Annotated in this window: 29 protein-coding genes, 1 tRNA gene and 1 pseudogene; 13 read left to right on the forward strand and 18 right to left on the reverse strand. The window is 65.4% G+C overall.

From position 1 onward, the window contains the following. A partial coding sequence (locus tag KBZ12_RS15435; RefSeq protein ID WP_254958884.1) for a transposase occupies positions 1-222 on the reverse strand: 222 nt, incomplete at its 3' end. Positions 223-390: 168 nt separating this feature from the next. Here KBZ12_RS15435 and KBZ12_RS15440 point away from each other — a divergent pair. Together KBZ12_RS15440 and KBZ12_RS15445 are read left to right on the forward strand one after the other, a co-directional pair. Next, positions 391-780 (forward strand): PilZ domain-containing protein, encoded by a 390-nt coding sequence (locus tag KBZ12_RS15440; protein WP_254958885.1) that lies wholly within the window; start codon positions 391-393, stop codon positions 778-780. Between the two features lie 406 nt (positions 781-1,186). Further along, positions 1,187-1,260: transfer RNA gene (locus tag KBZ12_RS15445), tRNA-Pro, on the forward strand. Between the two features lie 1,056 nt (positions 1,261-2,316). Here KBZ12_RS15445 and KBZ12_RS15450 read toward each other — a convergent pair. The 9 genes and pseudogenes from KBZ12_RS15450 to KBZ12_RS15490 form a co-directional block, all read right to left on the reverse strand. Next, a pseudogene (locus KBZ12_RS15450) lies at positions 2,317-2,682 on the reverse strand (single-stranded DNA-binding protein); the annotation flags it as partial. Continuing rightward, entirely contained in the window at positions 2,679-2,912 is a 234-nt protein-coding gene (locus tag KBZ12_RS15455) for a hypothetical protein (RefSeq protein ID WP_254958887.1), read from the reverse strand. The gene KBZ12_RS15455 and the pseudogene KBZ12_RS15450, both read right to left, overlap by 4 nt. Beyond that, positions 2,912-3,148, reverse strand: a complete 237-nt coding sequence (locus KBZ12_RS15460; protein WP_254958888.1) for a hypothetical protein — start codon at positions 3,146-3,148, stop codon at positions 2,912-2,914. The genes KBZ12_RS15455 and KBZ12_RS15460 overlap by 1 nt, the downstream gene beginning before the upstream one ends. Continuing rightward, the gene (locus tag KBZ12_RS15465) at positions 3,145-4,557 is read right to left on the reverse strand and encodes a recombinase RecT (protein WP_254958889.1); all 1,413 of its coding nucleotides are present in this window, start codon (positions 4,555-4,557) and stop codon (positions 3,145-3,147) included. The genes KBZ12_RS15460 and KBZ12_RS15465 overlap by 4 nt, the downstream gene beginning before the upstream one ends. 89 nt (positions 4,558-4,646) lie before the next feature. Next, positions 4,647-5,474, reverse strand: coding sequence for a PD-(D/E)XK nuclease-like domain-containing protein (locus KBZ12_RS15470; RefSeq protein ID WP_254958890.1), 828 nt, complete (start codon positions 5,472-5,474; stop codon positions 4,647-4,649). Beyond that, entirely contained in the window at positions 5,471-5,779 is a 309-nt protein-coding gene (locus KBZ12_RS15475) for a hypothetical protein (protein ID WP_254958891.1), read from the reverse strand. The genes KBZ12_RS15470 and KBZ12_RS15475 overlap by 4 nt, the downstream gene beginning before the upstream one ends. A 113-nt stretch (positions 5,780-5,892) precedes the next feature. Continuing rightward, the gene (locus tag KBZ12_RS15480; protein ID WP_254958892.1) at positions 5,893-6,588 is read right to left on the reverse strand and encodes a hypothetical protein; all 696 of its coding nucleotides are present in this window, start codon (positions 6,586-6,588) and stop codon (positions 5,893-5,895) included. A 392-nt stretch (positions 6,589-6,980) separates the two neighbouring features. Next, complete coding sequence (locus KBZ12_RS15485) at positions 6,981-7,325, reverse strand: VRR-NUC domain-containing protein (protein ID WP_254958893.1); 345 nt, start codon at positions 7,323-7,325, stop codon at positions 6,981-6,983. Continuing rightward, positions 7,322-8,716 (reverse strand): DEAD/DEAH box helicase, encoded by a 1,395-nt coding sequence (locus tag KBZ12_RS15490; protein WP_254958894.1) that lies wholly within the window; start codon positions 8,714-8,716, stop codon positions 7,322-7,324. Before KBZ12_RS15490 ends, KBZ12_RS15485 begins: the two co-directional genes overlap by 4 nt. Before the next feature lie 74 nt (positions 8,717-8,790). On the opposite strand from KBZ12_RS15490, the gene KBZ12_RS15495 reads away from it, so the two are divergent. From KBZ12_RS15495 to KBZ12_RS15515, 5 genes are all read left to right on the forward strand, one after another. Then, positions 8,791-9,039 (forward strand): hypothetical protein, encoded by a 249-nt coding sequence (locus tag KBZ12_RS15495; protein WP_254958896.1) that lies wholly within the window; start codon positions 8,791-8,793, stop codon positions 9,037-9,039. Next, the gene (locus KBZ12_RS15500) at positions 9,024-11,834 is read left to right on the forward strand and encodes a primase-helicase zinc-binding domain-containing protein (RefSeq protein ID WP_254958897.1); all 2,811 of its coding nucleotides are present in this window, start codon (positions 9,024-9,026) and stop codon (positions 11,832-11,834) included. Before KBZ12_RS15495 ends, KBZ12_RS15500 begins: the two co-directional genes overlap by 16 nt. A gap of 541 nt (positions 11,835-12,375) precedes the next feature. After that, positions 12,376-12,927, forward strand: a complete 552-nt coding sequence (locus KBZ12_RS15505; protein ID WP_254958898.1) for a hypothetical protein — start codon at positions 12,376-12,378, stop codon at positions 12,925-12,927. 4 nt (positions 12,928-12,931) lie between these two features. Beyond that, positions 12,932-14,698: a terminase gene (locus tag KBZ12_RS15510; RefSeq protein ID WP_254958899.1), complete on the forward strand. Its 1,767-nt coding sequence runs from the start codon at positions 12,932-12,934 to the stop codon at positions 14,696-14,698. 3 nt (positions 14,699-14,701) lie between these two features. Next, entirely contained in the window at positions 14,702-15,325 is a 624-nt protein-coding gene (locus KBZ12_RS15515) for a sigma-70 family RNA polymerase sigma factor (RefSeq protein WP_254958900.1), read from the forward strand. A 75-nt stretch (positions 15,326-15,400) separates the two neighbouring features. On the opposite strand, the gene KBZ12_RS15520 is transcribed toward KBZ12_RS15515, so the two are convergent. Together KBZ12_RS15520 and KBZ12_RS15525 are read right to left on the reverse strand one after the other, a co-directional pair. Then, the gene (locus KBZ12_RS15520) at positions 15,401-15,991 is read right to left on the reverse strand and encodes a hypothetical protein (RefSeq protein WP_254958901.1); all 591 of its coding nucleotides are present in this window, start codon (positions 15,989-15,991) and stop codon (positions 15,401-15,403) included. Positions 15,992-16,072: 81 nt separating this feature from the next. Continuing rightward, positions 16,073-17,434 (reverse strand): hypothetical protein, encoded by a 1,362-nt coding sequence (locus KBZ12_RS15525; protein ID WP_254958902.1) that lies wholly within the window; start codon positions 17,432-17,434, stop codon positions 16,073-16,075. Positions 17,435-17,889: 455 nt separating this feature from the next. On the opposite strand from KBZ12_RS15525, the gene KBZ12_RS15530 reads away from it, so the two are divergent. The 3 genes from KBZ12_RS15530 to KBZ12_RS15540 are packed head-to-tail and all read left to right on the forward strand — an operon-like array spanning position 17,890 to position 20,930. Beyond that, positions 17,890-19,479: a DUF4055 domain-containing protein gene (locus KBZ12_RS15530; protein WP_254958903.1), complete on the forward strand. Its 1,590-nt coding sequence runs from the start codon at positions 17,890-17,892 to the stop codon at positions 19,477-19,479. Beyond that, positions 19,476-19,991 (forward strand): hypothetical protein, encoded by a 516-nt coding sequence (locus KBZ12_RS15535; protein ID WP_254958904.1) that lies wholly within the window; start codon positions 19,476-19,478, stop codon positions 19,989-19,991. Before KBZ12_RS15530 ends, KBZ12_RS15535 begins: the two co-directional genes overlap by 4 nt. A 3-nt stretch (positions 19,992-19,994) precedes the next feature. After that, positions 19,995-20,930, forward strand: a complete 936-nt coding sequence (locus KBZ12_RS15540) for a helix-turn-helix domain-containing protein (protein ID WP_254958905.1) — start codon at positions 19,995-19,997, stop codon at positions 20,928-20,930. A 7-nt stretch (positions 20,931-20,937) separates the two neighbouring features. Here the strand turns inward: KBZ12_RS15540 and KBZ12_RS15545 are convergent, their stop codons facing one another. Then, entirely contained in the window at positions 20,938-21,171 is a 234-nt protein-coding gene (locus tag KBZ12_RS15545; protein ID WP_254958906.1) for a hypothetical protein, read from the reverse strand. A 103-nt stretch (positions 21,172-21,274) separates the two neighbouring features. Between KBZ12_RS15545 and KBZ12_RS15550 the strand changes: the two genes are divergently transcribed. The 3 genes from KBZ12_RS15550 to KBZ12_RS15560 all read left to right on the forward strand — a co-directional run bounded on the left by KBZ12_RS15550 (position 21,275) and on the right by KBZ12_RS15560 (position 23,078). Further along, positions 21,275-22,162 (forward strand): hypothetical protein, encoded by an 888-nt coding sequence (locus KBZ12_RS15550; protein ID WP_254958908.1) that lies wholly within the window; start codon positions 21,275-21,277, stop codon positions 22,160-22,162. A gap of 80 nt (positions 22,163-22,242) precedes the next feature. Then, on the forward strand, positions 22,243-22,695 hold the full coding sequence (locus KBZ12_RS15555; protein ID WP_254958909.1) for a hypothetical protein: 453 nt from the start codon (positions 22,243-22,245) through the stop codon (positions 22,693-22,695). Between the two features lie 5 nt (positions 22,696-22,700). Continuing rightward, a complete protein-coding gene (locus KBZ12_RS15560; RefSeq protein ID WP_254958910.1) occupies positions 22,701-23,078 on the forward strand; it encodes a hypothetical protein in 378 nt (125 codons plus the stop codon). Between the two features lie 4 nt (positions 23,079-23,082). Here KBZ12_RS15560 and KBZ12_RS15565 read toward each other — a convergent pair whose 3' ends face one another. From KBZ12_RS15565 to KBZ12_RS15585, 5 genes are all read right to left on the reverse strand, one after another. Continuing rightward, positions 23,083-23,454 carry a DoxX family protein gene (locus KBZ12_RS15565; protein WP_254958912.1) on the reverse strand — a complete coding sequence of 124 codons (372 nt, stop codon included), beginning with the start codon at positions 23,452-23,454 and terminating at the stop codon, positions 23,083-23,085. Positions 23,455-23,590: 136 nt separating this feature from the next. Next, a complete protein-coding gene (locus KBZ12_RS15570; RefSeq protein WP_254958913.1) occupies positions 23,591-23,803 on the reverse strand; it encodes a hypothetical protein in 213 nt (70 codons plus the stop codon). A gap of 385 nt (positions 23,804-24,188) precedes the next feature. Then, a complete protein-coding gene (locus KBZ12_RS15575; protein ID WP_254958914.1) occupies positions 24,189-24,374 on the reverse strand; it encodes a hypothetical protein in 186 nt (61 codons plus the stop codon). Between the two features lie 941 nt (positions 24,375-25,315). Beyond that, positions 25,316-25,705: a PIN domain nuclease gene (locus KBZ12_RS15580; protein WP_254958915.1), complete on the reverse strand. Its 390-nt coding sequence runs from the start codon at positions 25,703-25,705 to the stop codon at positions 25,316-25,318. Then, positions 25,702-25,935: a type II toxin-antitoxin system VapB family antitoxin gene (locus KBZ12_RS15585; protein WP_254958916.1), complete on the reverse strand. Its 234-nt coding sequence runs from the start codon at positions 25,933-25,935 to the stop codon at positions 25,702-25,704. The genes KBZ12_RS15580 and KBZ12_RS15585 overlap by 4 nt, the downstream gene beginning before the upstream one ends. Between the last annotated feature and the right edge of the window lie 135 nt (positions 25,936-26,070).

A 26,070-nucleotide genomic window follows, 5' to 3' on the forward strand; every position in this document is an offset into this window, starting at 1 on the left:
CGAATACCACTGCTGCAGGAGATGAACCCGCAGCATGGTGGCCAGCGGATAGGGAGGCCTGCCGCCCTTCTTGCTGGTCTTGGGGTAAAAGGGCTCGATCAGAGCGATCAAGGCGTCCCAGGGAACGACCGACTCCATCTCCGCCAGGAACTTCTCGCGCTTGGTCTGCTTCTTGGCGGTCGTCTGCTCGTAATCAGAGAAGCCGAGCTGCCTGCCGCCCATTAATCCAGTCCTGGCCTGCGATTACGCCGCCATTCTCGCGCGAGCTGGCCTGGTTTTCCAGAGTCTCCTTAGTCCTTGGGGGCTGAGTGATGTATCCCTGACGACAATTCGCCATTGACAACGCAGGGTGCGGCCGATAAAAAATGATATGAATGTCGGCTATTATTTATGTTATTGGGGCATTCAGGAATTGAAGGGCGGCCCCAGGAACGGCGAAGTTCACTGCGACAAGCGTTGCCATCTGGAATCCCTGCGAGCATCCATCTTCCCTCGGGAAGTGCAGGCTTCGTGACGCTGGGTGACATCAGCAGGACCGGAGCCTGCATCGTTCATCGTGGATCACTTGAAGTCAACGCCAACGATCATGTCTTCCTCAATGTCAGTGATAACAGACTTTTCCAGAATGTTTACCTGTCTGCCTGCGTGAAGTGGATAAACATTCTGAACCACAACATTGTTGTTGGGCTGGCTTTCACAGAGGGCCCAGTGTTGCCAGGAACGATTCTTGATCAATACCTGGACAGATCTCTGTTGGCGCCAGCGCCTCAGCATATCTGAGGGTTAGGCTCTGCTCGGAGCTGTTGATTTAGAGATGGGTACTAAAGCCCGCAGAGGTTGGGATGCTTTGGTTGTGTTCGAGCTATCAACTGTGCCGATAGTAGCCCTGAGAATGATGAGAAAATACCTCTCCTGCGGCCATTCACGAAGTGCGACTTCGGCCTGGCATCGATTCGTATTGGAGAGACGGACGATGTCCTGCCACCGCTGCTCAGCAGGTTGATCCTCAAGCCCTGCACCCGCCGCAGCAGGGAATCGGCTGAAGCGAAGCCGCCACCATGGCCCATCCTCGAGCCCTCTGGGCCAATCAAGCCTGTGCACCAGACCCATGCGCAGTCCCCTTCCAGGGCCTGGCTTTCTGTCACTGCAGCGACTGTCGCCGGGGCGTGGACTAAGGTGTCAAAGGCGGGGCGTGGCGCAGTTTGGTAGCGCGGGTGCTTTGGGAGCACTAGGTCGCAGGTTCGAATCCTGTCGCCCCGATTCAAGTGATAGCAAGGGTTCTCGGCGATGCTGAGGACCCTCTTTTTTCGCCAAAAAGGGCCGATGTACGGAAAATGTACGAACGGGGCCCGAAACGCCCTGTCCAGACAGGCCCGGACAGCGCCTCCAAAGCCCATCTCTGGGCCAAGTCAGGCCCCGATTTGTACCCGTACGGGCTTCATGGCGGCTTCCTCAAGGCCCTTCCTCGACCCCGTCATCTCGCCAGCCTGGGGGCTGGTGTACGGATTTGTACGGACGCCGCCGCCCCCTCCTGGACCTCGCGGCCATGACAAAGCCCCCCTCGCCGGGTGATGCCGGTAGGGGGGCTTGAAGACGAAGGCGGGTCAACGTCAGTCCGTTTCCAGGAGATGGGGCGTTCGAGCTGTGGCCTCATTCATCGCGTCATTGCAGCGATGAAGGTGATAGAGAACGGGCGAATTGGCGCTGGGAAATTTGCGCCGCCAATGGACCCCGGGTTGGAACAAGCCGGCCTTGCGCCAGCGGCACAACGTTTTCTCGCTCACTTTCAGCAGCCTTCCGATGGAGCGTGCATCGAGCCAGTCCTCTGGCGTGATCACCTCCTTGGGCTGCGCAGCTGTTACTCGACTCATGGCCTCCCTCCCGGCGTCACAGCTGGCGCGCTCGGAGGTGTGTCTGAGAAGGGAACCAACGTCGTCAGCGCGCGCTCCTGTCCTCTTTGCAGCTGGCTGCCCGGGAATGGGCCCGCCACCAGGAGCAGGAGGGTGAGGCCCTGGAGCAGCAGCACCGTCCACAGCAGAGGCCGCAGGCTTTCTGGGTCACCAGGGCGGGATGAGCGCTGCTCCCTCTTCACCGGGTAGGGGCGAGGGAAGGCGGGCAAGCCCAGCTCGCGGTGATGGTGGGTCATCAGAAGGGAACCTCCTCAGCGCTGATCGGGCCGCTGCTCGTCCAGGTCGGTGCCGACGCTGCTCCCGGTGTGCTGGCGCCGGCGGGGGCGCCCCAACCGGTCGCACTCGGTGGGCGCCCGGTTCCCTGGGCCGGGCCTGCTGGCTGGGCGGCAGTGCTGCTGGCGCCTTGGCCACCGATGGCGGAACCGGCGGAGTGGGCTCCCTCGGTCTGTGGCATGGCGTTCTTGCTGCCCAGCAGGGCCAGCCGCTCGGCCCTCACCAGCGGTTTGCTGCGCAGCTCGCCGGTGTTGCGGTCGGTCCACTGCTCGCTGGTCATCCGGCCGACGATCCCAACAAGCGAGCCCTTGCTGACGTAATCGGCCGCCACCTGGGCCTGCTTGCCCCAGATCTCGATGTTGAACCAGTCGGGCGGCTCGTCCCGCCCCGGCTTGTTCACCGCCACGGTGAAGTGCGCAACGACGGTGCCGCTTTCAAAGAAGCGGATCTCCGGATCCCGGCCGGCGTGGCCGACCAGGGTGATCGTGTTGAGGCTCATGGCTTGGACTCCGCAGAGGGGTGGCCTTCCTGCTGAGCCGCCAGCAGGGAGGGGAGATCGATCAGGGGATGGGTGCGCAGCAGCTCATGGATCGCGCCGCTCCAGGTGAGGTTGTGTTGCTGGGCATACGCCCGCAGCCGCAGGTAGGTGTCGGTATGCAGGGCCACCGCCTTCTTGTGACGGCCCAGCGGACGCCGCAGCGCGCGGGGCCGATGAACAGAGGTGTCCATCAGCTCGCCCTCCGGCTGGTGTCCCCCTGGGGCGGCAGACCAGGCGGCAGCAGTTCCTGGGCGTGGCGCCAGAGGCCCCGCACCAGCGCAACCCGTTCCGCCAGCCGGATCAGCTGCAGCTGGGAGCGCACGCCGCGGGCCAGCTCGAACACACCCCGATCCCGCTCCTGCTCCGCCGTCTGCAGCGCCGCTTCAAGGGAGCCGATGGCGCTGAGCATGTGACTGCGGAAGCTCATGGCGCTTCCTCCGCTTCCGCCTCACTGACGGCCTGCAGCTCCTGACGGCGGCGATCGATCACCGCCCACAGCCGCTCGGCACCGTCTTCGTTGATGCGGCCACTGGCCAGCAGGGCATTGACGCGGGCCTTGGCGCCATCCAGGGCCTGGAGCGATGCGATCCTCGGGATCTCCTGCAGCCCGGATTGCACCACCTCCGCGGCGCTGGGTTCGGTGGGTTCCAGCAGTTCCGGCGCCTCGGCGACCTGGCTGGCCTCCGCAGTGGGGCCTACTACCTGAGCCGCCCCACTGCTGTGATGGCTGGCTGGTGAGGCCGCGGCGGCGAACAGCTCCTGCATGGCTCCCAGTTCTGGAGTCCCCTCCGTGACTGGATCCGATCCGTCGGCCCCTGCCGTCACTGGCTCCGAGGGCTGGGGAGCTGCAGCCGGCGCGGATGCCGCGGGCTCATCCGACGCGGTGACGCTGCGACGCCCTCGGGCGGTGCCGCGACGGGCTCGTGTGGCGGGTTGAGCCTCCGGCTCGCCCGACGGGGGAGTGCTGGGGTGTTGGTCTTCTGCGGCCGGTGTCTCGAGCGGCGCTGTCGAGGCAACGTCGCTGGCTGGCTGCTCCTCCTGGCCGGCGGCGTCATCGACGTCCTTGGGTTCTGCCTGAACCGCCTGCTCCCTCAAGGGCATTGGCCGGATCGGTTGAGGAACAGCTCCGCCGGTTCCATTGCCCTTGGCGAGCGGTACCTCTCGCACCGTGACCGTCTGCACCGCCGCCGCCGGGGCGTTGGCATCGAGCGCCTCCTCCTGGGTGGTGAGGCCCAGGCTCATCTCCGGGCAATAGACCCGCACCCAGAAGGACGCCGCCCGATACCGCAGCATCTGGCCGGTCATCGTCTGCCACTTGCTGGTCTCGTTGCCGTGGCGGTCCTTGCGGCTCCACCAGCCCTCACGCTTGGCCATCGCCACGCTCACCTTCTCGCCCTTGAGCGTTTCGCCGCTGCTGCGGTCGCAGGCCTCCGCGTAACACCAGCTCGGGTTCTCCTCGTCGTCGAAGTGGAAGCGCAACGGTGTGAACCGGCCCGAGGCGTTGACCGTGGCGATCAGGAACGAACTCGACCAGCTCGGCCGCCCGTGAATCGGCGTCATGTTCTGCATCACCACCAGGGGCGAGAGCCCCATGCGGCCGGCGATCTCAAGGGCGATCAGGGAGTTGGCCAGCCCCTGCTGGCCGCGGTACTCCGTGGGCACCATGGTGCTGGAGCAGAGGCACTGGGCCATCCGCTGCGCCGCCTCAAAGGCTGCGATGCCTGAGAAGACGCCGGCGCTGATCTCGCTGCCGCTGGTGCGGACCAGCGCACCAGCTCCACCGGGCTGGGGTGGTGCTGAGGCTGCACCTGGCGGTGCGGTGTCGGTTGGGGTCATGACTGATGGGAATGGGGAGGGAACAAAGGGGGAGGAGGCCCCGAAGGGGGCGACTGGATCGGGGGCAAGCGGCCCCAGGCCAGGAGTGCTCAGAACAGAGCCAGAGCCTCCATCGCAGCCGCCTCGCTCTCGGCAGAGCGAGAGCCGCTAGGCACAGGACGGAACGGCTGGCGGCCGTGGCTCGGCCACACACCGCTCGCTTGGCACTCGGCGATCCGCCGGAAGGCCTCTTCGCGGCGCTCCAGCCCGATCGCCAGATCCTGCGCATCGAGGATCAGCAGGCTGCAGTCGAATGGCTCCTCCCACTCAAAGGCGATCACGCCCACCTCGGTGGGCGCGCTGCCGCTGCGGTGTTCATGGCCGAGGGCCAGGTGGGCCAGCTGCAGGTCGTAGGCGAGATCCTTCGCCTGCCAGTAGAAGCGGCGCGGCACGGCGCTGCGGGTCTTCTTGAGGTCGAACAACCGCCCGTCGCTGGTGACCACATCAGGCAGGCAGCGGCAGGACCGGCCCTCCTCGTCATCCCAGAAGTGGGGCTGCTGGCTGGCCGCGGGATCCATCGCTTCCAGCACCTCACCGATCACCGGATCGGTGTGGAGGGCATCGCGGATGCGTTGGGCCTGCTCGACCATCTCGTGGCTGACCGGCGTGAGGCCGGCGGCCTCGGCCTCGACGCAGTTGGCGGCGCCGATCTTGGTGTTGCGGGCGATCGTGGCGTAGGCCGCAAAGCGCCCCGTGATCTCAAAGGGAGGCGTCAGCAGGGCATCGACCAGATCGCCCTTGACCATGTCCGGCGAGGGGACGAACGGGGCAGCGCCGGGGCGGAAGCGGTGCCACCAGGCGGCCATCGTGCCGGTGACGGCGGCCTTGAGAACGGTGGGGGACCAGGCGGGATGCCGGTGATAAGCAGCGAGTGTCATCGTTGATACCATTTTTCAGGATTCAGGAGCCCGAGAACAAGTAGGCAAGCCTCGATCGGGCTGGCGCAGTAGCCCGAATCCAGTGAGCCGCCCTCGGCGTGCAGCAGCGTCGCCAGGTACTGGCCCTGCAGCGAGCGGCTGATGGTCAAGGCCAGGCCGCAATCACCCAGGGACAGGCGCTGGAGTGCGGTGGGCAGCAGCCATTGCCCCTGCCAGCGACTGAGCGAGCGGTTGAGAGCAGATTGGCGCCAGAAGTGATCCTCAAGGGACGGCGCCTGTGGCGCGCCCGCGGTTGTGGTGCACATGACCGGAAATCAGCGCCCGCGTGGAAGGAGTGCTGGGGGGCGCCGTTTCCAAGTTACCCACTGATGTACCTCTCGCGAGAAAGGAAGATGCCCTATGGGCAACGCGCATCGAATCAGCGCCGCCGCTTGCCTGCGCCTGCCATCTCAGATGTAAGGCTCTGCTGCCAGCGGCGCAGCAATTCCTCCGCGATCGCCAGATCGGAATCAGCCAGCACCTCCTCCTGCAGCAACCCACCCTCGATGGCCATCTGCTGGTCAGTGCTCAGATCAGTCGCCAGGCTGAGCAGCTGCACCATCGCCGTGATCGGCCGCAGCTTGTGCTGCTCCACCAAGGCGGTAAACAGGGAGCGCAGCTGGGCGCTCTGCTCCGCCAGATCCGGTTCCTGCTCCCGTGGCCAGAGCTCGTCGGGGCCTTTGAGATTGCCGATGTAGCAGGCGAACCAGTCCTCCGGACCCCAGGGGGTGCCGTCGGCTTTGCGGATCGGCTGGCCGGCGTTGACCCGCTCGCGCAGCAGCTCATCACGGATGGCGCCGCGCTTCTTGTTGGCCAGCGCCTGGTTCAGCAGCGCCAGCTGCAGGAAGGTGCTGGGCTGCGCCTGCTTGACCTGGGCGTTCTCGAGGTTGGCCCACTGGCCGCTGGAGACCCGGAAGCCCGGGGGAATGATGTCGGGGCAGGCCTTGGCCCAGTCCTGGGGGGTGGTGATCACCCAGCCGTTGCTCTTGCGCCAGTTGCGCAGAAAGCGACCGAACGTCCGGCGGGCCTGTTCGAGTTGGTGATGCAGGTCCTGCATGGTTCCCGAGAGGCGCAAGGGTTCATTCTGACTCGCGAGAGCGCCAGAGCGGTGTGCGCTGAACGGCCTGGCGCTGTTGCGGTGGTGGTGTCCCGCCGTGGTCATGCCGTCACTGCCAGCAGTGACGGCTGTTTCAGTCTCGCCCCGTTTGTGGCCGTGACAAGCGCGGTTCCACGGGAGTCCATCGGATTCCGCTGGACATCCCAGGACGTCCACTACCTGCCTCAGACCGTCTGAGACGGGATGAACACTGGGGAGTTCGCGCCTGTCGCGAGCGCAGAGCCGCAGGAACCGCATGGCTGCGCGTGCTCATGGATCGTCACGATCCACACGACCACCACAACCACAACCACAACCACAACCACAACCACAACCACGGCCACGGCCACGTGGCTGGTGCGTCGGCGCCCTCAGCTCAGCCGCAGGATCTGCCGCGCCTCCTCCACCGAGCGGGCCACACCGGCCAGGCCGCCGCGGCTGCGGATCACCTCCAGGAACTGGCGCTGCTCCGCTGTCGGCCGGCCGCCAGCGGCCTTGATCTCCAGCGCGCAGAACACCGCCAGCTCAAGGCCCAGGTGCTGCTCCTCGATTCGCAGCTGGCGCAGGCCGATCAGATCGCTGCTGCCCTTGCACAACCCATAGGTCACCAGCCGGCCGCGCTCATCACGCAGGGCACCGACGTTGTTGCGCCACAGCCGCACCGGGCCCACCCCCAGCTCCAGGCGGATCTGCTGCTGGATCGCCTGCTCGCTCATGCCACCCGGCTCCAATGGCCCTTCGTCTGGCGGGCGGCGAGCACGTGCCGGGCCCAGCCGCGCGGGTTTTTCATGCCGCGGCGCTGGCCCAGGGCGATCAGCTCCTCCATCGAATGGGCCTCACCCTGCTCCTGCTTGCGCCGCACCTTCAGCTGCTCCTGACTCACCTCCTGCAGCGAGCCGGCCACCACCGCCGGCTTCTTGCGCTGCGGCCGGAACAGGTGGCCGCATTCCGGGCAGGCGCTCACCCGCCGGGTGGTGGTGCAGAAGCACTGGGGGCAGACCTTGATGGCAGCCGCCGCCTGGCGCTCGCGCCGCTGGCTGCCCTGCAGCGTCCAGTGCCGCTCCTCGAGGTGATGGCCCAGGCGCTCCAGATTGCCGACGTGATCGAGGATCACTGCCTCCTTGCCCGCCTGGGGCCGCAGACAGCGGCCGATCATCTGCAGGTGCAGGGCTTCGCTCTGGGTGGGGCGCAGCAGGATGCAGCCCCCCACCGACGGCACATCCACCCCCTCGCCGATCAGGGAGCAGGAGGTGAGCACCCGCAAGGCGCCGCTGCCCAGCTCCTCCAGCAGCTGCCGGCGCGTGCTGCTGTCCTGGCTGCCGTCGATGCTCGCCGCCCGGATTCCCCGGTCGCTGAATGCCTCCGCAACGGCCTGGGCATGGGCGATGGAGCAGCAGAACGCAATCGCCGTGCGGCCCGAGAGATGGCGCTCGTAGTGGCTGACTGCATCGCCCAGAATGCGGCTGCCGCCGAGGGCACCGGCGGCCTGGCGCAGATCGAAATCGCCCATCCGGCGCCGCAGGCCCTGTGCTGAGAAGCCGATCGGTGGCGCATAGACCCGGGCAGGGGCCAGGTAGCCGTTGTCCGTCAGCCAGGCCGGCGATGGGCCGTGCACCATGGTCGAGAACCAGGCGCCGAGTGATCGACCATCGCTGCGGCATGGAGTCGCGGTGACGCCGAGAACCTTGGCACCGCTGAAATGCTCCAGCGCCTTGGCCCAGGTGCCTGCACTGGCGTGATGGCATTCATCGACCACCAGCAGCTGGAAGTGCTCCGGCTTGAGCATGTCCAGCCGACGGGCCAGGGTGGCGACCGAGGCCACCTGCACCGGCGCCCGCAGGTTCATGGAGCGGCCCGACGCGATCAGGCCGTGCTCAACGCTCAATGCCGCCAGGGAGCGGGAGGCCTGCTCCAGCAACTCGACCCGGTGCACCAGCACCGCAATCCGGTTGCCCCGTGCTGCCGCCTGCTGGGCGATGTGGCTGAACACCACGGTCTTGCCGCCGCCGGTGGGCAGCACAAACAGCACGGATCGGTGGCCGGCCATGAAGGCCAGCCGCAGTTGATCGACGGCGTTCTGCTGGTAAGGGCGCAGGGAGAGAGCCACGAGCGCCAGCAACTGTTGGGCATTGTAGCTCTCGGGAGCGCGAGAGCTACGCTCCGATCAGTCGCTCTCTCCCCATGAAGCGCGTCCAGCTCCAGCTCCCGGATTCCGTCGTCGCCTGGGTCGATGCCCAGGCCGATGGCATGGAAAGTCGTGCCGCCTATCTGCGCCGCACGATCGTCGCCCTGATGAAGTCCGATCTGCAGCGGCGGGCCATTGCTCAGCGCCAGATGGCCTCGCAAGCACCAGCGCCGACACAACCCCTGCCGCAGGCCCAATTCCAAGCCGTTCACCCCGCCAGCAACGAGCCATGGGCGTCTCTGTGATGCAGATCGCCGAGGGCCAGTGGCCCCGGCTGCTGATCGAACTCGCAGGCCTAAGCCCGCAGCAGCTCGAGAACCGGCATCAGCCCTGCCCCGCCTGCGGTGGCACCGATCGCTACCGCTGGGACCGCGATGACGGCCCCGGCGGTTGGTACTGCAACCAGTGCGGCGGCAAGGACCACACCGGTGGTGGCGGCGACGGTATGGACCTTCTGATTCGGCTCACCGGCTGGGAGTTCGGCGAGGCGGCACGACGCATCGAGGCCCATCTGGGTCTTCCGGGTTCCCGGAACGGCAGCTGGCGCCACGGCGCTCCGATGCTCCGGATCCCGCGGCCGCCACTCCGACCTGGTGGTTCAGGGAGCGGCAACGGTCATGGGACTCCCCCCAGGGCCTCACTGCCGTCAACTGCCCCTGCCAAGCGGCCTGCGCGCATCCCCGACGAGCCGCCGCCGGATGCCCCGATGCCAGAGCTCGGCCGGGCTGTGGGCCAGTGGTGTTACCGCGATGGCGAGGGGAAGACCCTGTTCTGGATCCAGCGGCTCGAAACCAGCAGCGGCGGCAAGCGGCGCAAGGTGTTCGTGCACCGCACCTGGCTGGACGGGCGCTGGCATTTCCCCTCGCGCCGCGATCCCTACAGCTCGGAGTGGCCGGCAGCGCGGCCTCTCTACCGCTTACCGGAGCTGCAGCAACGGCCCCGGTCACCGGTGCTGGTGGTGGAGGGCGAGAAGACCGCCGATGCGGCGGCCGCTCTGCTGCCCGATCACGTGGTGGTGAGCTGGTGCAACGGCAGCCGTGCCCTTCACACCGCCGACTGGCAGCCCCTGGCAGGCCGGCGCGTCACCCTGTGGCCCGACGCCGATGCCGCCGGCCGCAGCGCCATGGCTGCCCTCTCGGGATTGCTACTGCCCCTGGTCGACGCCCTGTTCGTGGTGTTGCCACCTGAGCCGACCGCAGATCCCGATGGCTCCGAGCACCCTGCCCTTCCGGAGGGGTGGGATCTGGCGGATGCGGACTGGACGCCTCAGCAGACCCTCGCATTCCTGGAGGCCCACAGCCGGCCGGTGCAGCACGAGGAGCCGAACCCTCTGCTGCCCTCTCCCGAGAGCGCAGCAGAGGCCGCCGCTGAGGGCTCTGAGTGGCCTGCTGCGGGCCCTGAGGCACCCGCGCCCGCAGCACCCTGGCCCCGCCCCTGCCGGGGCCCTTCCATGGACGCTGGCAGGAGCAACCAGCAGCGGCGCCCGGCGCGACCAGGCCATCGGCCTGCACACATCCGGGCGTCTGTGCCCGGCAAGTCCGCAGCTTCTGGCCGAGAGCCCTTCTCCTGCCTCGGTTACGACAGCGATGGCTACTACTACCAGCCCTCCTCCACGGGCCAGGTGCTGCGGCTGGCCGCCTCTTCCCACGGCGGCATGAACCTCTGCCGGCTGGCGCCTGTCGCCTACTGGGAGGCCCTCTTTCCCTCCCGCACAGGCGTCAACTGGACGGCCGCCGCCTCCGATCTGTTCTCCCGCCAGGCCGCGGTGGGGATGTTCGAACCTGATCGCCTGCGCGGGCGCGGCACCTGGTGGGACCGCGGCCGCTGCGTGCTCCACCTCGGCGATCGCCTGGTTGTCGACGGCGTGACCCAGGCCATCACCGACCCGCTGGAGAGCGCCTTCCGCTACCAGCGCGGTGCCGCCCTGATCGGCCCGGGTGAGGCCACACCACTCAGCGATGAGGAGGCCTTGACGGTGCTGACCATGGCCGATCGCTTCTGGTGGGATGTGCCCGCTTCTGCCCTGCTCATGGCCGGCTGGCTGGCGCTGGCGCCGATCTGCGGCGCCCTGCGCTGGCGGCCCCACATCTGGCTCACCGCGGCGGCCGGCTCCGGAAAGACCACCCTGCTCGAGCGCTTTGTCGGCGTTCTGCTCGGCGACATGAGCCTGCAGGTGGTTGGCAGCAGCACTGAGGCCGGGATCCGCCAGTCGCTGCGCAGCGATGCCCTGCCCGTTGTGCTCGATGAGGCCGAGTGCAACGAGAAGCTCGACCAGCAGCGCATTCAGGCGATCCTCGCCCTCACCCGCGTCGCGAGCTCCGAATCCCACGCCTCCACCGTCAAGGGCTCACCCGGCGGGGATGTGGCGCGCTTTCAGGTGCGCTCGATGTTCCTGCTCGCCTCGATCGCCATCGGCCTCAAGCAGGGAGCAGACCGGCGCCGTTTTGCCCAGCTCACCCTGCGCAACCCCGCCGAGATGCCCCAGCAGGAGCGCGATGCCCATTGGCAGGCGCTGGATCGGGATCTCGACGCACTGATCACGCCCGCCTACGCGGAGCGGCTGTTGGCCCGCACCATCTCGCTGATCCCGGTGATCCGCCAGGCTGTGTTGGTGTTCAGCCGCGTCGCGACGCAGCACTTTGATTCCCAAGCGCTCGGGGATCAGTACGGCACCCTGCTGGCTGGAGCCTGGAGCCTGCAGTCATCCCTCGTTCCCACCCAGGAGCAGGCGCAGTCGCTGATCGATGGCACCGATTGGAGCAGCTACCGCCAGGCCACCGAACTGGCCGATGAACGGCGCTGCCTCAACCGCATCCTGCAGTACCAGCTGCGGGTGGAAACCGAGGACCGGGTGCTGACCCGCACCGTGCTGGAGCTGGTGGAGATCGCGGCCGCCACAGTGCATTCCCCGATCGAGCTGATCAATCCCAAAGAGGCCGCCAATGTGCTCAACCGGCATGGCCTACGTGTGAGGGGGCAGGAGCTGCTGATCAGCAACTGCGCCGAGGGCCTCGCCCGCATCCTTGAGGAGACGGCCTAGGGCAACAGCTGGGCGACGATCTTGCTGCGACTCCCCGGGGCAAGCCGTTGCGGACCGGTGCATTTCAGCGGCATCGGCTCCACCCGCGCTGTCGGGCTGCCCCTGGGGACACTGGAGGCGGGGGAGCGGTAGGCACTTGCCGTCCTGCCAGAGGCTGTAAGGGCGAAACCCTGATTTCGCAAGGGATCTGTCGCTCTTACAGCCAGACAGGGCTCCCGAGACCCCTCCATAGACACTTAAAGGCCTCTCTATCTATAAATATATTTATGTATAAATAAGTATTATAGTAGTGGGAGGCTCTTCAAAGCCTTTGCCTGGCTGGGATCCTGGGTCTGACGCCATCCGTCAGGCGAGCGTCAGAACGTCGTTTGCTTCTCATGCACCTGGGCGGGGCAGTCGTTGTCCTGGCCGACGCCATTGCCGCAGAACAAGCTGCGGGCATGCAAAGCCTTGAACGCTCGACTGGGCTACGCTCTCGGGAGTCCTGAATGACTGGGTCGTGGTGTGGCCTGGCTGTTGATCTGCTGAGGACCCGCTGCCCTTGGTCGCACGTTCCGCCACCGCTGCCGCTCGTCGGAAGTCCCAGGCGCCCCAGCCAGCGCCGCTGGATCCGGTTGAGGAGCTGCGCTCTGCAGCCAGCGGTGAGGACGACAACGGTCAGCCGATCTACGAACCCACCGATCCGGCCAGGCCGATCGGCCATGCCAATCCACCCCGCCGTGCCAAGGGGAAGAAGGCCCAACCGCCGCCACGCCCCTCAAGGCTGGAGGTGGAGCGCCGCATCGCCGAGTCCCAGCTATGGATCGCGCAGCGGATTCCGTTGGTGCTGATCTTCGAAAAAGCTCGTGAAAGCTGGGGGGTGAACAACACGCAGACCATCAACCGCTACCTCAACCTCGCTCGCGAGCGGATGGTGGAGGAGCTGATCTCGGACCGGCGCCGCCACCAGGCCGAGCAGATCTTTGCCATCAACGAGTGCGCCCGTCGGGCGATGGACGCCGAGCAGTTTTCCGCTGCGGTCGGCGCCTTCCGGGTGATCGCCGAGATCGGCGGGCTGCTTCGGGCACCGATCAAGGCCCCCGAGCCCCGCTGAGGCCATGCCAACCGCCACCAGCCTCATCGATGCCTCCTCTCGCACTCGGGAGCCCCTGCAGGCCAGCACGAGCTCCTCTGGTGCTCCCACAGGCGGCTCAGGAGGTCACGGGGGCTTCTGCGGTCTACTGCTCGACCCCGCTGCCGATCCCTGGGGCGACGCCGGCTTGCTCGGCTTCCCCACGGGGGACGACGACACGCCCCCGCCAGTCCCCCAGTCCTTGCGGGACTTCATCGCCGCCGCCTACCCCCGCTACGGCTTCCATCGCTGGGCGGAGCTGCTGATCGAGCGGCTGCAGGCCGTCGCTGATGGGGAACTGAGCCGCCTGATCGTCACCTGTCCGCCGCGGCTGGGGAAATCGCTGCTGATCTCCAAGCTCTTCCCGGCGTACTTCATCCAGCGCCACCCGCAGCTGTTCTGCGCCATCGCCTCCTACTCGGCCGAGCTGGCCTACGCCCACAGCCGCGAGGCCCGCCACTACTACCGCCTCACCGGCAACCCGCTCTCCAAGGATTCGGCGGCCGTGGGGAACTGGCTCACCCCAGAGCGGGGCGGTTGCATTGCAGCGGGGGTGAATGGACCGTTCACGGGCAAGGGCTACAGCCTGGGGATCATCGACGACCCGTACAAGGGCCCAGGTGATGCCTCCTCGCGGGTGATCCGCGAGCGGCTGATCGACTGGCTGCGCAGCGTCTGGCTGACCCGGGCCGAACCTGCGGAGGTGGCGGATGAGGCCGGCACGATCCAGCGGAACCTGTCGGCGCAGGTGATCGTGCTGACCCGCTGGGACCACCAGGACGTGGTGGCCTGGCTGCTGGAGCAGGAGCTGGGGGAGGCGCCGCAGCACTGGCATGTGCTCGATCTGCCGGCGATCGCGGAGCCGATCAAGGATCGCCCCCGCTTCCCGGCCACCTGCACGCTGGTGCCCGACTGGCGCCAGCCAGGCGAGGCGCTGTGCCCGGAACGGTTCCCACTGCCGGAACTGCTCAAGATCCGGACCCGGCTGGGCAGCTACTGGTGGAATGCCCTTTATCAGCAGCGACCGAGCCCAGCGGAAGGGCTGCTGTTCCGCAAGGGTTGGATCCAGCCGCCGCTGCCCGGCGTCCCTGGTCGCCCCAAGCGGTACGCGCCGCTTGTGCTGAGCTGTGACCTGAGCTTCAAGGACGGCAAGGACAACGACCCCTGCGGCTTCTGCCTGCTGGGCCTGCTGGAGCCGGAGCGCAGCCCGCTGCAAGAAGCGCGCCGCCAGGGGTTGGTGCTGGCCACCAATGCTGGCCTCGCCCATCGCTCTGGTCAGCACGCCGCTGAGGGGGCGAATGCCCCCGATCCCTGGGCGGAGCTGCAGATCGAGGTGCTCTGGGCGCACCGGCAGAAGCTGGATCTGCCGGGCGTGATCCGCTTCCTGCTGGCCTCGCTCGGTTCACTGGAGCGGCAGGGCCTCAGGCCCGATGCGGTCCTGATCGAAGACGCCGCCAATGGCCCGGCGGTGTGCCAGCTGCTGCGGCGCCAGGTGCCGGGCCTGATCGCGATCCCTCCGAAGGGCAGCAAGGCCTCCCGCGCCCATGCCGTGGCTCCGCTAGTGGAGGCGGGCCAGGTGCGCTTCCACCCCCGCTCTGATTCCCTGGTCGAGGAGATGCTCGCGTTCTCGCCCCGCGGCGGCATTGACGACCAGGTGGATGCCTTCTGCCAGGGGGTGCTGTGGATCGAGCAGCGCTACTGGCGCGGCCGTGGCAGCAGCCAGGCGCCGGTGCCGATGGTGTTCTCCCGCTGAACCATGACCACCACCCTGCAACGGCAAGCAAGGTTCCACGGCGATCTGCTGGTGGGGGGCGAGCAGCAAGCCCAGCTGCTGCTGCCCCTCTGGCACCGCCCCACGTCACCCAGGCGGCGGAGGCCACGGCCAGAGATCAACAGCGCTGTGCAGCTGGTGCTGGCCTTCCCGCCACCACCCAGGGTGCTGCGCCGCCGGCGCCAGCGGCCCCGACATTGCCACAGCGCCGCCAATGAGCTGGCGATGCAGCACCTGGACATCGCCGACAAGGTGGCCGCCAACCTCTCACGTCGTACCGGCCATCCGATTGAGGATCTGCGCCAGATCGCGATGATGGGCATCATCGAGGCCTCTCGTCGCTATTCGCCTGAGCGCGGTCCGTTCCGGCCTTATGCCCGCACCTACGCCAATGGCGAGGTCTATCACTTCTTGAGGGATAAGGGCTTTCTGATTAAGGTGCCGGCTTCCTGGCGTGAACTGCATGCGCGGGGGCAGAAGCTGCTCAGGTTGGGGCAGGCAGCGGGTGAGGTCCCAGAGCGACTTGGGGTCAGTTCGGAGCGGTGGCGGGAGATTGTGGAGGCCTGCAGTCAGCGGGTGGTGGCGATGGAGGTTGTGGAATTGGATTGAAGCTCATCATCACCCTCTACCAGAAGACATGGCAATCATGAAGAACCTATGGGCCGAATCGGGTGAATGATGTTGCTAGACCGCAATCTGCGAAAGAACCTTTGTTTCCCAGCATTCCATAGCCTCATTCAGGACAACCAGCGCATCATGTCGGCCTCCGCTTCTGGTTGCCACAGTGGCGTGGATTTTAACCATTTGTGGATCTTTGACCTGAAGGGTGATATCTGGCCCTGCGATGGCAATCGATTCAATGCATTCTTGCGGAGCATTTAAGCCGACATCAACCAGCTCAGCAAATTCGCCTGATCTGCTTTCGCGTAGATCGCCATGCTTCGCTCTGTTGGCAATGTCAGCGACAAACGTGAGGGCTTGGCATCTATTTACTTCCTCTTCGACACCGTTGGCTCGTAGACCTTTTGTCACAAAGCAAGATTTGAGATAATCCTTGAGGCTCCAGGTCCAAATGAAGAGGTTTAGGAAGTCGTCTTCAAGTTGCTCTGGTGCCTTGACTCCAATTGCCCTGAAGTTGGTCATAAAGTCAGTCCCCGATGCCCAGTACGAGGTCTGATAGCCACTCCCTGATGCGTCTCGCACTGCAGCGGAAGCCCGCTGGATCCGGCTTCTGATCGCGTCGAGGTCAGCAGGAGTCATGTCTTTGGTGCCCAAACGCTGCCCCTGAGCTGCAGGCAAGGAGCTTGAGGTGGAGAAGCTGAGTGATGGTGGCGACCTTCCCCCTTGAGGGGGTTTTCAGGATTTGTATGAAATACTGCACTTGAAATCATCCTGTGGAACCCATTCGACAAAAATCAGATCACCCTTTTTCAAAGTAGATAGCTGGGCTTGAACATGAGGGAGAACATTGTCAAGCGTGATGACCCTTGAAGGTAAAGCTATTCGCTCGCCAAAGACTTCCACTTCATCGGGACTGTGATCGACAATCTGTATAGTTATCGGCCGATCGATTTTTTGCAATACGGTTGCAATTGCGTAATCATCGTCCACTATAAATTCGCATGTCGGATTACTCGAAATACGGTCTTCATTTAAAATCTGTCTGCCTTGGATAATATCTGCAACCTCACTGACCTTTCGATGGTCGTCGGATGTATAAGAGAGCCTTGCCGTAAATGGAATATTCAATGAAAAATATTGAGACACGGTCCTGCAGCATGCTATGTAATGCAGCAAGCTGGCAGTGTCAAGCACATACTCCCACTTATCCACGCATGTTCCCTTGCTAGCAAAAACTCTAGTTCCTGCCACCTCTAACGAGGTAAACATCTCCCAGCCTTCGGACATGCATTTAAACAAAGAGTCTAGTTTATGGAAGAATGGCAAAGATGCAATACTGACGCCTTCCCATTGATCGAAGCCAAGGGACATAGTTATGTTGACTCTATCATCATTTGCATCAAATGACCTCTGATAATTCAAATTAAAAAGATTGTTGCACGCATGACCTTCAAAGGTAAATGATTTAGTGCCGAAGGAAATGACGCCTTGTATATCATCAAAAGTCTCCACTCGAGACATATCTGCTTGGGCAAGCCATAGCTTCTGAGTTGCCTGCAGCTTTGGAGAAGAAATGCTTAGCGTACCGTCTGCATTTTCTAGCAGTTCCTTTAGCAGAGCTGAGCCTTCTATCGTTATCAACTCTGATTCGATCTCTAAGTCTTTGCCATGCTCAAATAGCAATTGATACTTCTCGAGATAATGTCTTACGCTATCGCCGCTGATTCTCATTGAACATTCGACGTTTTCTTTCGCGTAGATTCCAATTGAAGTTGTGCCGTCACGATATGCAGTCATTACTTGAAAGCGCGGATCGAGGTTTTCCAGTGACCTTTGACTAGCCTGATGGACATTGGATATAGCATCCGCTAGGTAGGTCTTTGGGAGGCCGGTTAGCGCAGCCGTAACAGTATCAATTGCATCACCTTTGCCAGGCAACTTCTTCCCCAGCTCCGCTCTAGCGGCTTCTTCGGCTTGATTCTTCCAGTCTTTTAATTTCTCTGCAGAGTACCTATTTGTGTCTCTGTCGATATCAATTGAACAATTACTGCAGAGCCAGATGGCATTGTCGATAGACTTCCGTTCCTCGGCGCTCATATTGCTGTCATATCTAGGCCCGCCCGGTGAGGCTGCGCAAATATGGGCAGCTACACCTATGTTGTTTACTTTCTGGTTGTTCGAAGGTGCCGATGTTGGGACGCGGCAGTCTGGATTCGAGCACCTGTGCGCAACTCTGGCTTTGAGTGTCTCAATTGTTTTTGAAGCAAAATCATCTCTGGCCAAACTGATCCCCCGAGACAAAGGCCTACTACTCTTGCAATACTAACTTTCTCTTCGATGGTTCCGGGAACGACGGAACCCGCTCCACTCGTTTTAGAGAACCACTTCGACTGTGCCCAGGCTGAGGGCTGAAACTCAGAATCGCACAAGGACCCTTCGACCAACTCCTCCAGCGATAGCCATGGTTCACTGGTCCGAGAACCACTTGTTAGTCCAGCTACACAGGCCCGAATAATCCTGGTGGCAAAAGCAAGCAGCCCGGTCCGCTGCGCGTGCATCCAGCCCCCTCTCCCCCCTGGACCCAGCATCCCAGCCTGACCGCTCTGCAGCCCTCCCTGCAGATCGCCGCCGACTGCTGGAACCTCCTCTCCGCCCATGACGGCAGCAGCCGTCTGCAGGTGTACCTGCCCCAGGGGGAGCGGGAGCCCCAGGGTGCCTATGAGCGAAGGCTTGCTGCCGCCCGCCCCTCAGGGTTCTTCCGCGATGCCCTGCGCACCTATGCCGGGATGCTCAGCCGGGGGAGCTGGCTGAACCTCCCAGCCACTCTGGCGACGGTGCTGACCGATGTGGATGGCCGGGGCACGGACCTGGGCGTCTTCCTCGCCTCTGCCGATCTGCTCGTCCTCCGTGACGGGGCAGCCTTGGTGTTGGTGCTTCCCCCCGAGCACAGCTGGCCCAGTGAGGGGGACCGCCAGGAGGCTCTGCGCCGGGGGGATCGGCTGTCGCTGCCCCGGCTGCAGCTGGTGCCCCGGGCCGATGCCCTCACCTGGGAACTACCCTCCAGCCATGGGTTGCCAAGCAGGATCCACTGGCGGGAACCCCGCCACCAACCGCTTCAGCCTGTGGAGCCCGGTAGTGAGGCGGCGGTGCGCGAGCAGATCGCCTCGCTGCTCGGCGATGCCGATGCCCCCGACCGCTGGAGTTACCGGAGCCTGCATCTCACCGAGGCCGAGGGCCAGGCCACGGGCATGGAGGTGTGCCTGCATCCGGTGACGGCCGACCCCAGTGAGCCCAGTGGCTGGCGATGCGATCCGGCCTCCTCTACCCGCTATCCAGGGCTGATCCGGTTGCCGGCCTGCTGGTACACCTCCGATGGTTCGGCCTTTGGCGACGGGGACCTGCCCCACTTGGGCCTTGCCTACCAGTACCTCAATCACTTCCGCTGCAAGAGCGAGTACGAGGAACTCCTCTCCCGCACGGCTCTGCCGGTGGGGGTGCGCAAGGGGATGGTCGACGCCCTGGGGAACAGCACAGCCGGCCCGGTGGTGCTGGGCCCGAACACCTGCATGGACCTGCCGGCGGATGCGTCCTTCGAGTTCGTGGAGATCCGGGCGCGTTCGCTCGCCGAACACCGGGCCTGGCTGGAGAGCCTCGACGAGACCATGCGCCGCGATGCCCTGATCCCCAGCAGCAGCGGTGGCGCCGCCCGCACCGAGCTGGAGATCAGCCTGACCGCCAGCCAGAGCTATGCGCTGCTCCAGTCGCTGGCGATCCAGAAGGCCTCGCTGTTCTCCACCCTGCTGGAGCACTGGGTGTCGCTCACTGGCGAAACCCTCGATCCCGGCGCCGGCCTGCAGGTGTCGGTGAGTCCGTTGGCGCCGCCGATTCAGGCCCAGCCCAAGGTGGGTGAGTGGATCGAGCTCTACGACCGGGGCGTGATCACCAGGGAGGAGCTGCGCCACCAGCTGACGCTGGCAACGGCGCAGTCGCTGTCGTCGCCGTCGCTGCAGGTTCCGGTGGCAGGGATGCACTCGGAGCCAGCTCCTCCGGCCTCTGCACCTCTGGCTGGTGATGGAGCCCCGCTGACCACAGAGCCCAGGACGACAGCCAGGTCACGGCTCCGGCGGCAACAGGGGGCATGACCCCGACTCCACTCCCCGTTTGGCAGCCGGATGACCTGGAGGCCATCCGCCGTGCCCTCTCCATTCCGGTGCAGCTCCAGGCCCTGGATGCCATCGCTGCTGCCATGGCGGGTCTGCTGCAGACCCACCCGGGGGCGATCCCCTCGGCCCAGGCCGAACTGGCAGCCATCGGACTGATCGACCAGCAACTCGCAGGCCTGTCGCCGGAGCAGCTGCAGGCACCGATCGAGGTGCGGCGCAATGCCGCCATTGCCGGGGCGGTCGGGGCCGACGGGGAACTGCCGGTGAGCAAGGCCGACGTGATCGAGTACGCCACCGATCTGCTGCGGGAGGAGGTGGTGACCCGCTTCCAGCAGCCGGCGCCGTTGGATCTGCTGTTGCGTCGGCAGCGGGCCAGTCACGGCCAGGCCCTGCTGCTGATGCTGCCCTCCCTGGCGATCTGGAGCCGTGATCCCCTTCTGGGCACTGGCGCTGGCAGCAGCCCGTTCCAGGTTGCGATGGCCCGGGGCTGAGCGATGGCGCCCTTCTCCATCCCTGCTGCCCAGGCTGGTCGCACACCACTGGAGCGCTACGCCAACGCCCGGCTGCTGCTCTACGCCAACCAGGTGCCGGGGGTGCTCGAATCGCCCCGCACCGGCCGGTTCCTGTTCGAGGCGTTCCTCAAACGCCTGCGGCAGATCTCCTCCAAGGAGAACTCCCCTGGCGTCGACACCGGTGACTTCACCTACGAGGGCTACCTCACCCGCGGGGTGCTGCTGCCGACGACGGCCAGCAATCCCTGGGACTGGCTGGAGCGTGAGGTGGCCTGGACCGCCGTGGGGCATCGGCCTCTGCTCCCCGATGGCGGAACCCTGCAAACACCCTGCAGCGGAGCCATCTGGCTGGGCGATCTATCCACCCTCACCAGCCCTGGCACGCTTCCGCCCGCCAACCGGGCCCAGTTCGCGGGCTTCTCGGTGCTGGAGTTCGGCGGCCTCTACGGCCCCGGCGGCATCGGCTCGCTGACCCAGGCGCTGCTGGGGGAACGGGTGACGGCCTCGCTCAAGCCCAACCGGGTCGTCGTCATCGCCCCCGGCGACACGCTGCTGGTGCTGGCGGACCGCCATGGCACCAGCGTTGCAGTGCTGCGCAGCCTCAACCCCGAGATGCTCCTTGGAGCCTCAGACCCGTTGCCGGTGGGGAGCTGGCTGTTCATCCCCCGCCGCCGCACCATCACCAGCACCAGCGCATCCGTGGCGGCAGCCGGCACTGCCCTGATGGCCTCGCCGCTCTACACGCCTGAGGCCCTGGCCGCCTACCTGGGCATCACTGTCGCCACCCTTGAGAACTGGGCCACCGCCGGCTACGGCCCCACCCCGATCCAGCTGGGCGGCCTGATCCGCTACACCGCCGCGGATGTGGAGGCCTGGCTGGCGGCGCAGATCGAGCTGTCACACGGGCTGGGGGTCTGATCTCAGCTCAGCGCTCGATCTTTCTGGGCCGCCGGGCCGTGTCGATCAGCAGGTTCTGCAGCAGCTCGCGGCTGCTCACCAGCACGTGGGCCAGCAGTGCTGCCGTGACCTTGGGCTCCGCCACCAGATCGCCGCGGCAATCGGCCAGGGCGGCCCTGAGCTCATGCACCTCCTGGCCGATGTTGCGCACCATCGCCTCGGTGGTCTCGCGGCGCATCGAATCGAGGCGGGGTCGTTCCATCGGCCCACTCTGCTGGCCACGCCTGCCGATCGGGGGGACCAGGCAATAGGCGGAGAGCACAGCCCGCGATGGGGTGCTCACTCCACGACAGCCGCGATGGGTCATGGCCACTGCCACCTCTGCTCCGCCTACCACCAGCACCAATGCCGCCGCCGCTGCGGCCGCAGGTGCTGACGACAACTACGCCTCCAGCTCAAGCGCCGATGGCGGTGCTGATCCCCAGGGCGGCGACAACCTCCCCGGGGATTCGCCTGCTCCTGCTCAGCCCCCGGCGGCTGCAACACCTCCCAGCGACCCCGGAACCGACGACAGTCGCTCCTCCGATCCGCTCAAGGCGGAGCGCCGCAAGAACAACCACCTTGAGAAGGAGATCCGCACCCTCCGTCAGCAGCTGAACCGCTTCTCGGAGATCAACCCCGAGGAATACGCACGCCTCCAGGAGGCCGAGCGCCAGAAGCAGATCCTCGAGGAGCGGATGGAGCTGCGCGAACGCCAGATGGAGGAGGCCTCTGCCCAGAAAGTCGCCGCTGTGGCGGCCGAGCGTGATGAGGCCAAGCTGCAGGTGCTGCAGCTCCGCAAGGACCGCCTGCTGGAGCGGGCCTTCTCCCAGGCTGAGGGCCGCACCGGTGGCGATCGGCGGGGGACGTTCTTTGACATCTTCAAGGGGCAGCTGGGGGGCTGCTTCCGCCTGGGGACCGACAAAGACGGCAAGGACGTGCTGGAACCTCTCGATTCCCAGGGCAAGCCCCTGCTGGGCGATGACGGCCGGCCGCTGACCACCACCGACTTCCTCGACGAGATGCGCACCCATCCCGTCTACGGCTTCCTGTTCCAGCAGCGCGGCCCCACCGGCATGCAGGCCGCCGGAGCGATGACCGCCTCCGGCATCGCCAGCAATGGCGAGCCGCTCAATCCCCAGGCCATGTCGGCCTCCGAGCTCTACCGGGCCTCATTCGCCGTCAACGGTCGCACTCCCTCGCGCCGGCCTTGAGGGGCAGGCCCCCGCTTTCAACCCCGAGGTGTCTCGTGACCCTCCGCCTTCTTCGTTCACTCCTTTTTCCGTTCCGCACCATGACTGCTCTGCTCGATCGCATCGTCGGCGTGATCGCCGGCTTCCAGTCCCGTGAGGCGGGCCTGCGCCAGCAACTGGCCGAGGCCCTCAGCGATGACGCCGCCGATGAGGCCGCCATTGCCGCCGCCCAGCGTGATGCCCTTGCCGCTATGGAGCGGGCCGCTACCGCCGAGGCGCTGATGGCCCAGCTCCGGGCCAGCGCCCAGGATGCCGACACCCAGCTGCAGGCCATCGGCGCCTACATCGATCAGTTCGTGCCGGCGCTCACCGACACCGAGAGTCCTGCACTCCCTGGCGGCGACACGGCGGCTGAGCCCGCTGATCTGGAGGTTGTCGCAGGCGACAGCCACTGTGCCGATGAATCTCTGGCCACCGCTGCTGAGCCTGACTCTGAGCCCGATGCTGCTGCCCCTGAGGCGGACACTGGTTCCGACCAGAGCGCAGCGGCATGATCGCCATGCCGCGCCGAGGCAAGGACTTCTACAGCGGCATCTCCTTCCAGCCGCCAGCTCCTGTCGCCGCTGCCGCCCGCCGCGCCTTGGACCGGCGGGCCGAGCAGCCACCGTCGAACCGCGGCATGACCCCAGTCGGCCTGGTCCGCGCCCGCCAGCTCGCCAACCGCCAGGAGCTCTCGCCCTCCACCGTGGATCGAATGGTGAGATACTTCGCCCGTCATGCCGTCGACAAGCGGGGTTCCAGCTGGGGCGACTACGGCAAAGGCCGCCAGGCCTGGGATGGCTGGGGTGGTGATGCCGGCGAGCGCTGGGCCCGATCGATCGCGCAACGCATGGATGCCGCGGAGCGCAGAGCTACCAGCAGAAAGGCTGCTGGCTGAGCCGTCAGTCCGGATGGCGGTCGATCACCAGCAGCAGGCCGCCCATGATCGAGAGGTTCTTGAGCAGCTGAATCCGCTCCTGGGCGTCGCTGACATCGCCGTGGAACAGCAGGGTCGTGGGCACCAAAAACACCAGCAGCAGGATCGCCCCCAGCCGCGCCTTGCGGCCGCTGATCACCAGGACTGACCCCACGGCCATCAACGCCATCGCCGCCACCAGCAGCACAGGTGAGAGCGGCAGACCCTTGGCCGCGATGGCGCCAGCGACCCGGTCAAAGCCAGTGACCTTGCCCAGCACGGCATTGAGGAACACCAGGCACAGCAGCACCCGGGCGATGCCATCGAGCAGGGATGGCCGTCTGGTGCCTTCCGCCATAGTCCGTTCCGCGTTGCGGGGATTCTGCTGAGCTTGCCCTGCTGCTGACGTAGCCCCACCGTCTGGCCGACAGCCGGAAAGGCCGGCCACGGGCGAACCCGCAGCCGGCCGCAAGGGGGGCCGGAGCCCCCGCTGCTCAGAGCACCGCCACGGTGCCGAGCCGCCGGGCCTGCAGCTTGCGGGCCAGCTGATGCGCCAGCTGGGCCGGAATGAACCGGGGCTTCTTCACAGGAACACCGCGGCGGCCATAAAAGACGACATGGCGCTCGGCATCATGCGCCTTGATCCCACCGGGATAGACATAGACAGCCAGCTGGCGGATTTCGCAGCGGGGGAAAGAGGAGGCCATCACGAGAGAGGCGAGGGACACCCGCGTCAGGCCTCGGCTGTAGCGACCCGGCAGAACTTGACGAAAACGACTCCGCTCCCTGGGGCTGCAGGAGATGGATCGGGTCCGGGGCGAGACAGCTGGGGCAGCGGGCTTCCCTTCTTCCCCTCGCCGACCGTGATGGCTTCCGGCCCCCGCCAGTGCTCCTCTCCCGCCAGCGGTGTCGATGGTCCGGTGGGATCGTCTGTCAGGCCATGCAGAGCTCAATCGTCGTGGCCAAGCGGTGGAGGCTGGCCCAGTGCCCCACAAGCTTTTTCCGGCTGGGTGGCAGTCGCGGTCTTCTGGCGTCGCGACCAGCAGAAAGGCAGGGCCCCCGAGGAGCCCCGCCGGCTGAGGCACCCTGCCCTCAGAAGGGAATGAGAGCCTCGAGCGCCGGATCAACCGGCACAGGCGGCTGGGCGGCCTGATGCTCAAACAGCACCTGGGCCGCCAGCTCAGAGAGACGGGGATAGCGCTCGCTGCAGAACGCCAGATCATCCAGCAGCTCCCAGCAGCACTGCTGCAGGCGGGCTTTGCGGGACAGAGAAGCCATGGGAGGGCTCCGCGTAGGACCCCTCAGCCGGCGGGGGGCGGGTCAAGGGCCCGTCCACCACTGAGAAAGCGGAGCGCAGCGCAGCCAACGCCAGCACCGGCGGGCATGTTTCAACCCTTGAGGCGCCCCCCGACCATGAGGAGGGCCGGAGCGGAGCCCCCACAGAGACCTGGTGGGAGTGAGAGCAGATCGTTCCATGGCCTTGGGACGGCTCTTCAACGCTTGCCACCAAATGGATACCAGCACTCTTGGGGAGCTGATCCCTGGGATGGATGTTGCGTCGAGTGATGAAGACTATGCTTTCTCTTGATGGATTCAGTGGCCAAAGTCCTTCCCTGCACCATGCGCACTCGACCTGCTGCACCTGTTGGTTTCACCGCAGCGTGTCTGATCTCGCTCCTGCCAAGTTTCGAGTCGCCATCCCATGCCCAATCCGGTAATTTCTATGCTGGCACGGCCAAAGGAGGACAGCCAGTGAATGTTGATCTGGGCAGCATCCGACAGGTCAGCTCAGAGTCCGTTGACTTCAAGTATTTTCTTAGTGGCACAGGCATCTACGCTCAAGCGAATTGCCGCTCTGGCTACTGGGTCACCTTCCCCGAGAAGCAGATCAACCGCCCTCAGTCGAGCGCGACGCAAAGGATGTTGGACAAAGTCTGCAGCTATCTCGGCTCCAGTGCAATGCCCTCTCAGCCCGAGGCGGGCAGAGCACTGGTGTTTGACCCGCCTAGCAATGTCAGGGCTACGCCGAATGGATCTGTGCTGTGCTCCATCCGGTCGCGCCAGACGATCAATGTTTATGGGAGGACAGGCCAGTGGTACGAGACCGATTACTGCGGCGGGAACGGTTACATTCACCAAGGACAGTTGCGCTTCTAGTCCAAAGAGCGGCGGTCGCCTCCGGAGAACAGCCCGAGCTTCGGTTGTTCGCAGCCGCAGCCTCAGACGGCCTCCAGCCCCAGGTGCTCCACGTAGGGCAGGAAGTCCCGATCGCTGAACAGCAGGGGCAGGTTTGCTTCGATGCAGGCCGTGGCGATGATCCCGTCGATCGTCTTGCGCACCGTGATGCCGCGACGGCGTAGCTCCCTGTAGTTCTCGGCTGCCTTCCAGGCATTGCGCGCGCCGAGCATCGGCAGCGGTGCCAGGGAGCGGAACAGCTGCCTGGCGGTGGCCACATCCTTCTCCTGCCGGAAGCCCTGCACCACCTCCACCAGGATCAGGTCACCGATCGCGATCGGCGTCACCCCAAGCAGGCCATCGAGGCGCTCCACCTCCGGGGTGTTGACCCCATTGAAGAAATCAATCCAGACCGAGGAGTCGACGACGATCACGGCAGCTCCTGATCCACTGCCTCTGGAGTCTCTGGATCGGCATCCAGCCGCTGGGCCTCCAGGTCACCATCCCAGCGGAGCTTGCCGCGGAAGGAGCGGATTTCCCCCTGCTGCTGCAGCCGCACCAGGGTGCGCAGCCCCAGCTCCACCGCCTCGCGTTTGCTGCGGGCGCCGGAGGCCTGCATCGCCTGCCGCATCAGGGCGTCGTCGATGACGATGTTGGTGCGCATGCTTCCGGGCCTGACGACGGCGGCTGATGTGTAAAGCCTAGGCACTCCATACACATCAGGTAGTCACCGGCCCCGCGCGCTCCTTGTTGTGGCGCTCTGGTGCGGCCCCTCTGCCCCCAGGCGTTTCTGTCTCAA

Source organism: Cyanobium sp. Cruz CV13-4-11, from assembly GCF_024346055.1.
Taxonomy (GTDB): Bacteria; Cyanobacteriota; Cyanobacteriia; order PCC-6307; family Cyanobiaceae; genus Cyanobium.

Coding starts and splice junctions, on each gene's coding strand:
- KBZ12_RS15550 (WP_254958908.1), top strand. CDS start 21,275: ATGGCCACTGCCACCTCTGCTCCGCCTACCACCAGCACCAATGCCGCC.
- KBZ12_RS15470 (WP_254958890.1), bottom strand. CDS start 5,474: ATGACACTCGCTGCTTATCACCGGCATCCCGCCTGGTCCCCCACCGTT.
- KBZ12_RS15495 (WP_254958896.1), top strand. CDS start 8,791: ATGAAGCGCGTCCAGCTCCAGCTCCCGGATTCCGTCGTCGCCTGGGTC.
- KBZ12_RS15455 (WP_254958887.1), bottom strand. CDS start 2,912: ATGGACACCTCTGTTCATCGGCCCCGCGCGCTGCGGCGTCCGCTGGGC.
- KBZ12_RS15545 (WP_254958906.1), bottom strand. CDS start 21,171: ATGGAACGACCCCGCCTCGATTCGATGCGCCGCGAGACCACCGAGGCG.
- KBZ12_RS15510 (WP_254958899.1), top strand. CDS start 12,932: ATGCCAACCGCCACCAGCCTCATCGATGCCTCCTCTCGCACTCGGGAG.
- KBZ12_RS15535 (WP_254958904.1), top strand. CDS start 19,476: ATGACCCCGACTCCACTCCCCGTTTGGCAGCCGGATGACCTGGAGGCC.
- KBZ12_RS15515 (WP_254958900.1), top strand. CDS start 14,702: ATGACCACCACCCTGCAACGGCAAGCAAGGTTCCACGGCGATCTGCTG.
- KBZ12_RS15500 (WP_254958897.1), top strand. CDS start 9,024: ATGGGCGTCTCTGTGATGCAGATCGCCGAGGGCCAGTGGCCCCGGCTG.
- KBZ12_RS15565 (WP_254958912.1), bottom strand. CDS start 23,454: ATGGCGGAAGGCACCAGACGGCCATCCCTGCTCGATGGCATCGCCCGG.
- KBZ12_RS15460 (WP_254958888.1), bottom strand. CDS start 3,148: ATGAGCTTCCGCAGTCACATGCTCAGCGCCATCGGCTCCCTTGAAGCG.
- KBZ12_RS15570 (WP_254958913.1), bottom strand. CDS start 23,803: ATGGCCTCCTCTTTCCCCCGCTGCGAAATCCGCCAGCTGGCTGTCTAT.
- KBZ12_RS15540 (WP_254958905.1), top strand. CDS start 19,995: ATGGCGCCCTTCTCCATCCCTGCTGCCCAGGCTGGTCGCACACCACTG.
- KBZ12_RS15575 (WP_254958914.1), bottom strand. CDS start 24,374: ATGGCTTCTCTGTCCCGCAAAGCCCGCCTGCAGCAGTGCTGCTGGGAG.
- KBZ12_RS15465 (WP_254958889.1), bottom strand. CDS start 4,557: ATGACCCCAACCGACACCGCACCGCCAGGTGCAGCCTCAGCACCACCC.
- KBZ12_RS15585 (WP_254958916.1), bottom strand. CDS start 25,935: ATGCGCACCAACATCGTCATCGACGACGCCCTGATGCGGCAGGCGATG.
- KBZ12_RS15485 (WP_254958893.1), bottom strand. CDS start 7,325: ATGAGCGAGCAGGCGATCCAGCAGCAGATCCGCCTGGAGCTGGGGGTG.
- KBZ12_RS15475 (WP_254958891.1), bottom strand. CDS start 5,779: ATGTGCACCACAACCGCGGGCGCGCCACAGGCGCCGTCCCTTGAGGAT.
- KBZ12_RS15440 (WP_254958885.1), top strand. CDS start 391: ATGTTATTGGGGCATTCAGGAATTGAAGGGCGGCCCCAGGAACGGCGA.
- KBZ12_RS15525 (WP_254958902.1), bottom strand. CDS start 17,434: ATGAGCGCCGAGGAACGGAAGTCTATCGACAATGCCATCTGGCTCTGC.
- KBZ12_RS15555 (WP_254958909.1), top strand. CDS start 22,243: ATGACTGCTCTGCTCGATCGCATCGTCGGCGTGATCGCCGGCTTCCAG.
- KBZ12_RS15560 (WP_254958910.1), top strand. CDS start 22,701: ATGCCGCGCCGAGGCAAGGACTTCTACAGCGGCATCTCCTTCCAGCCG.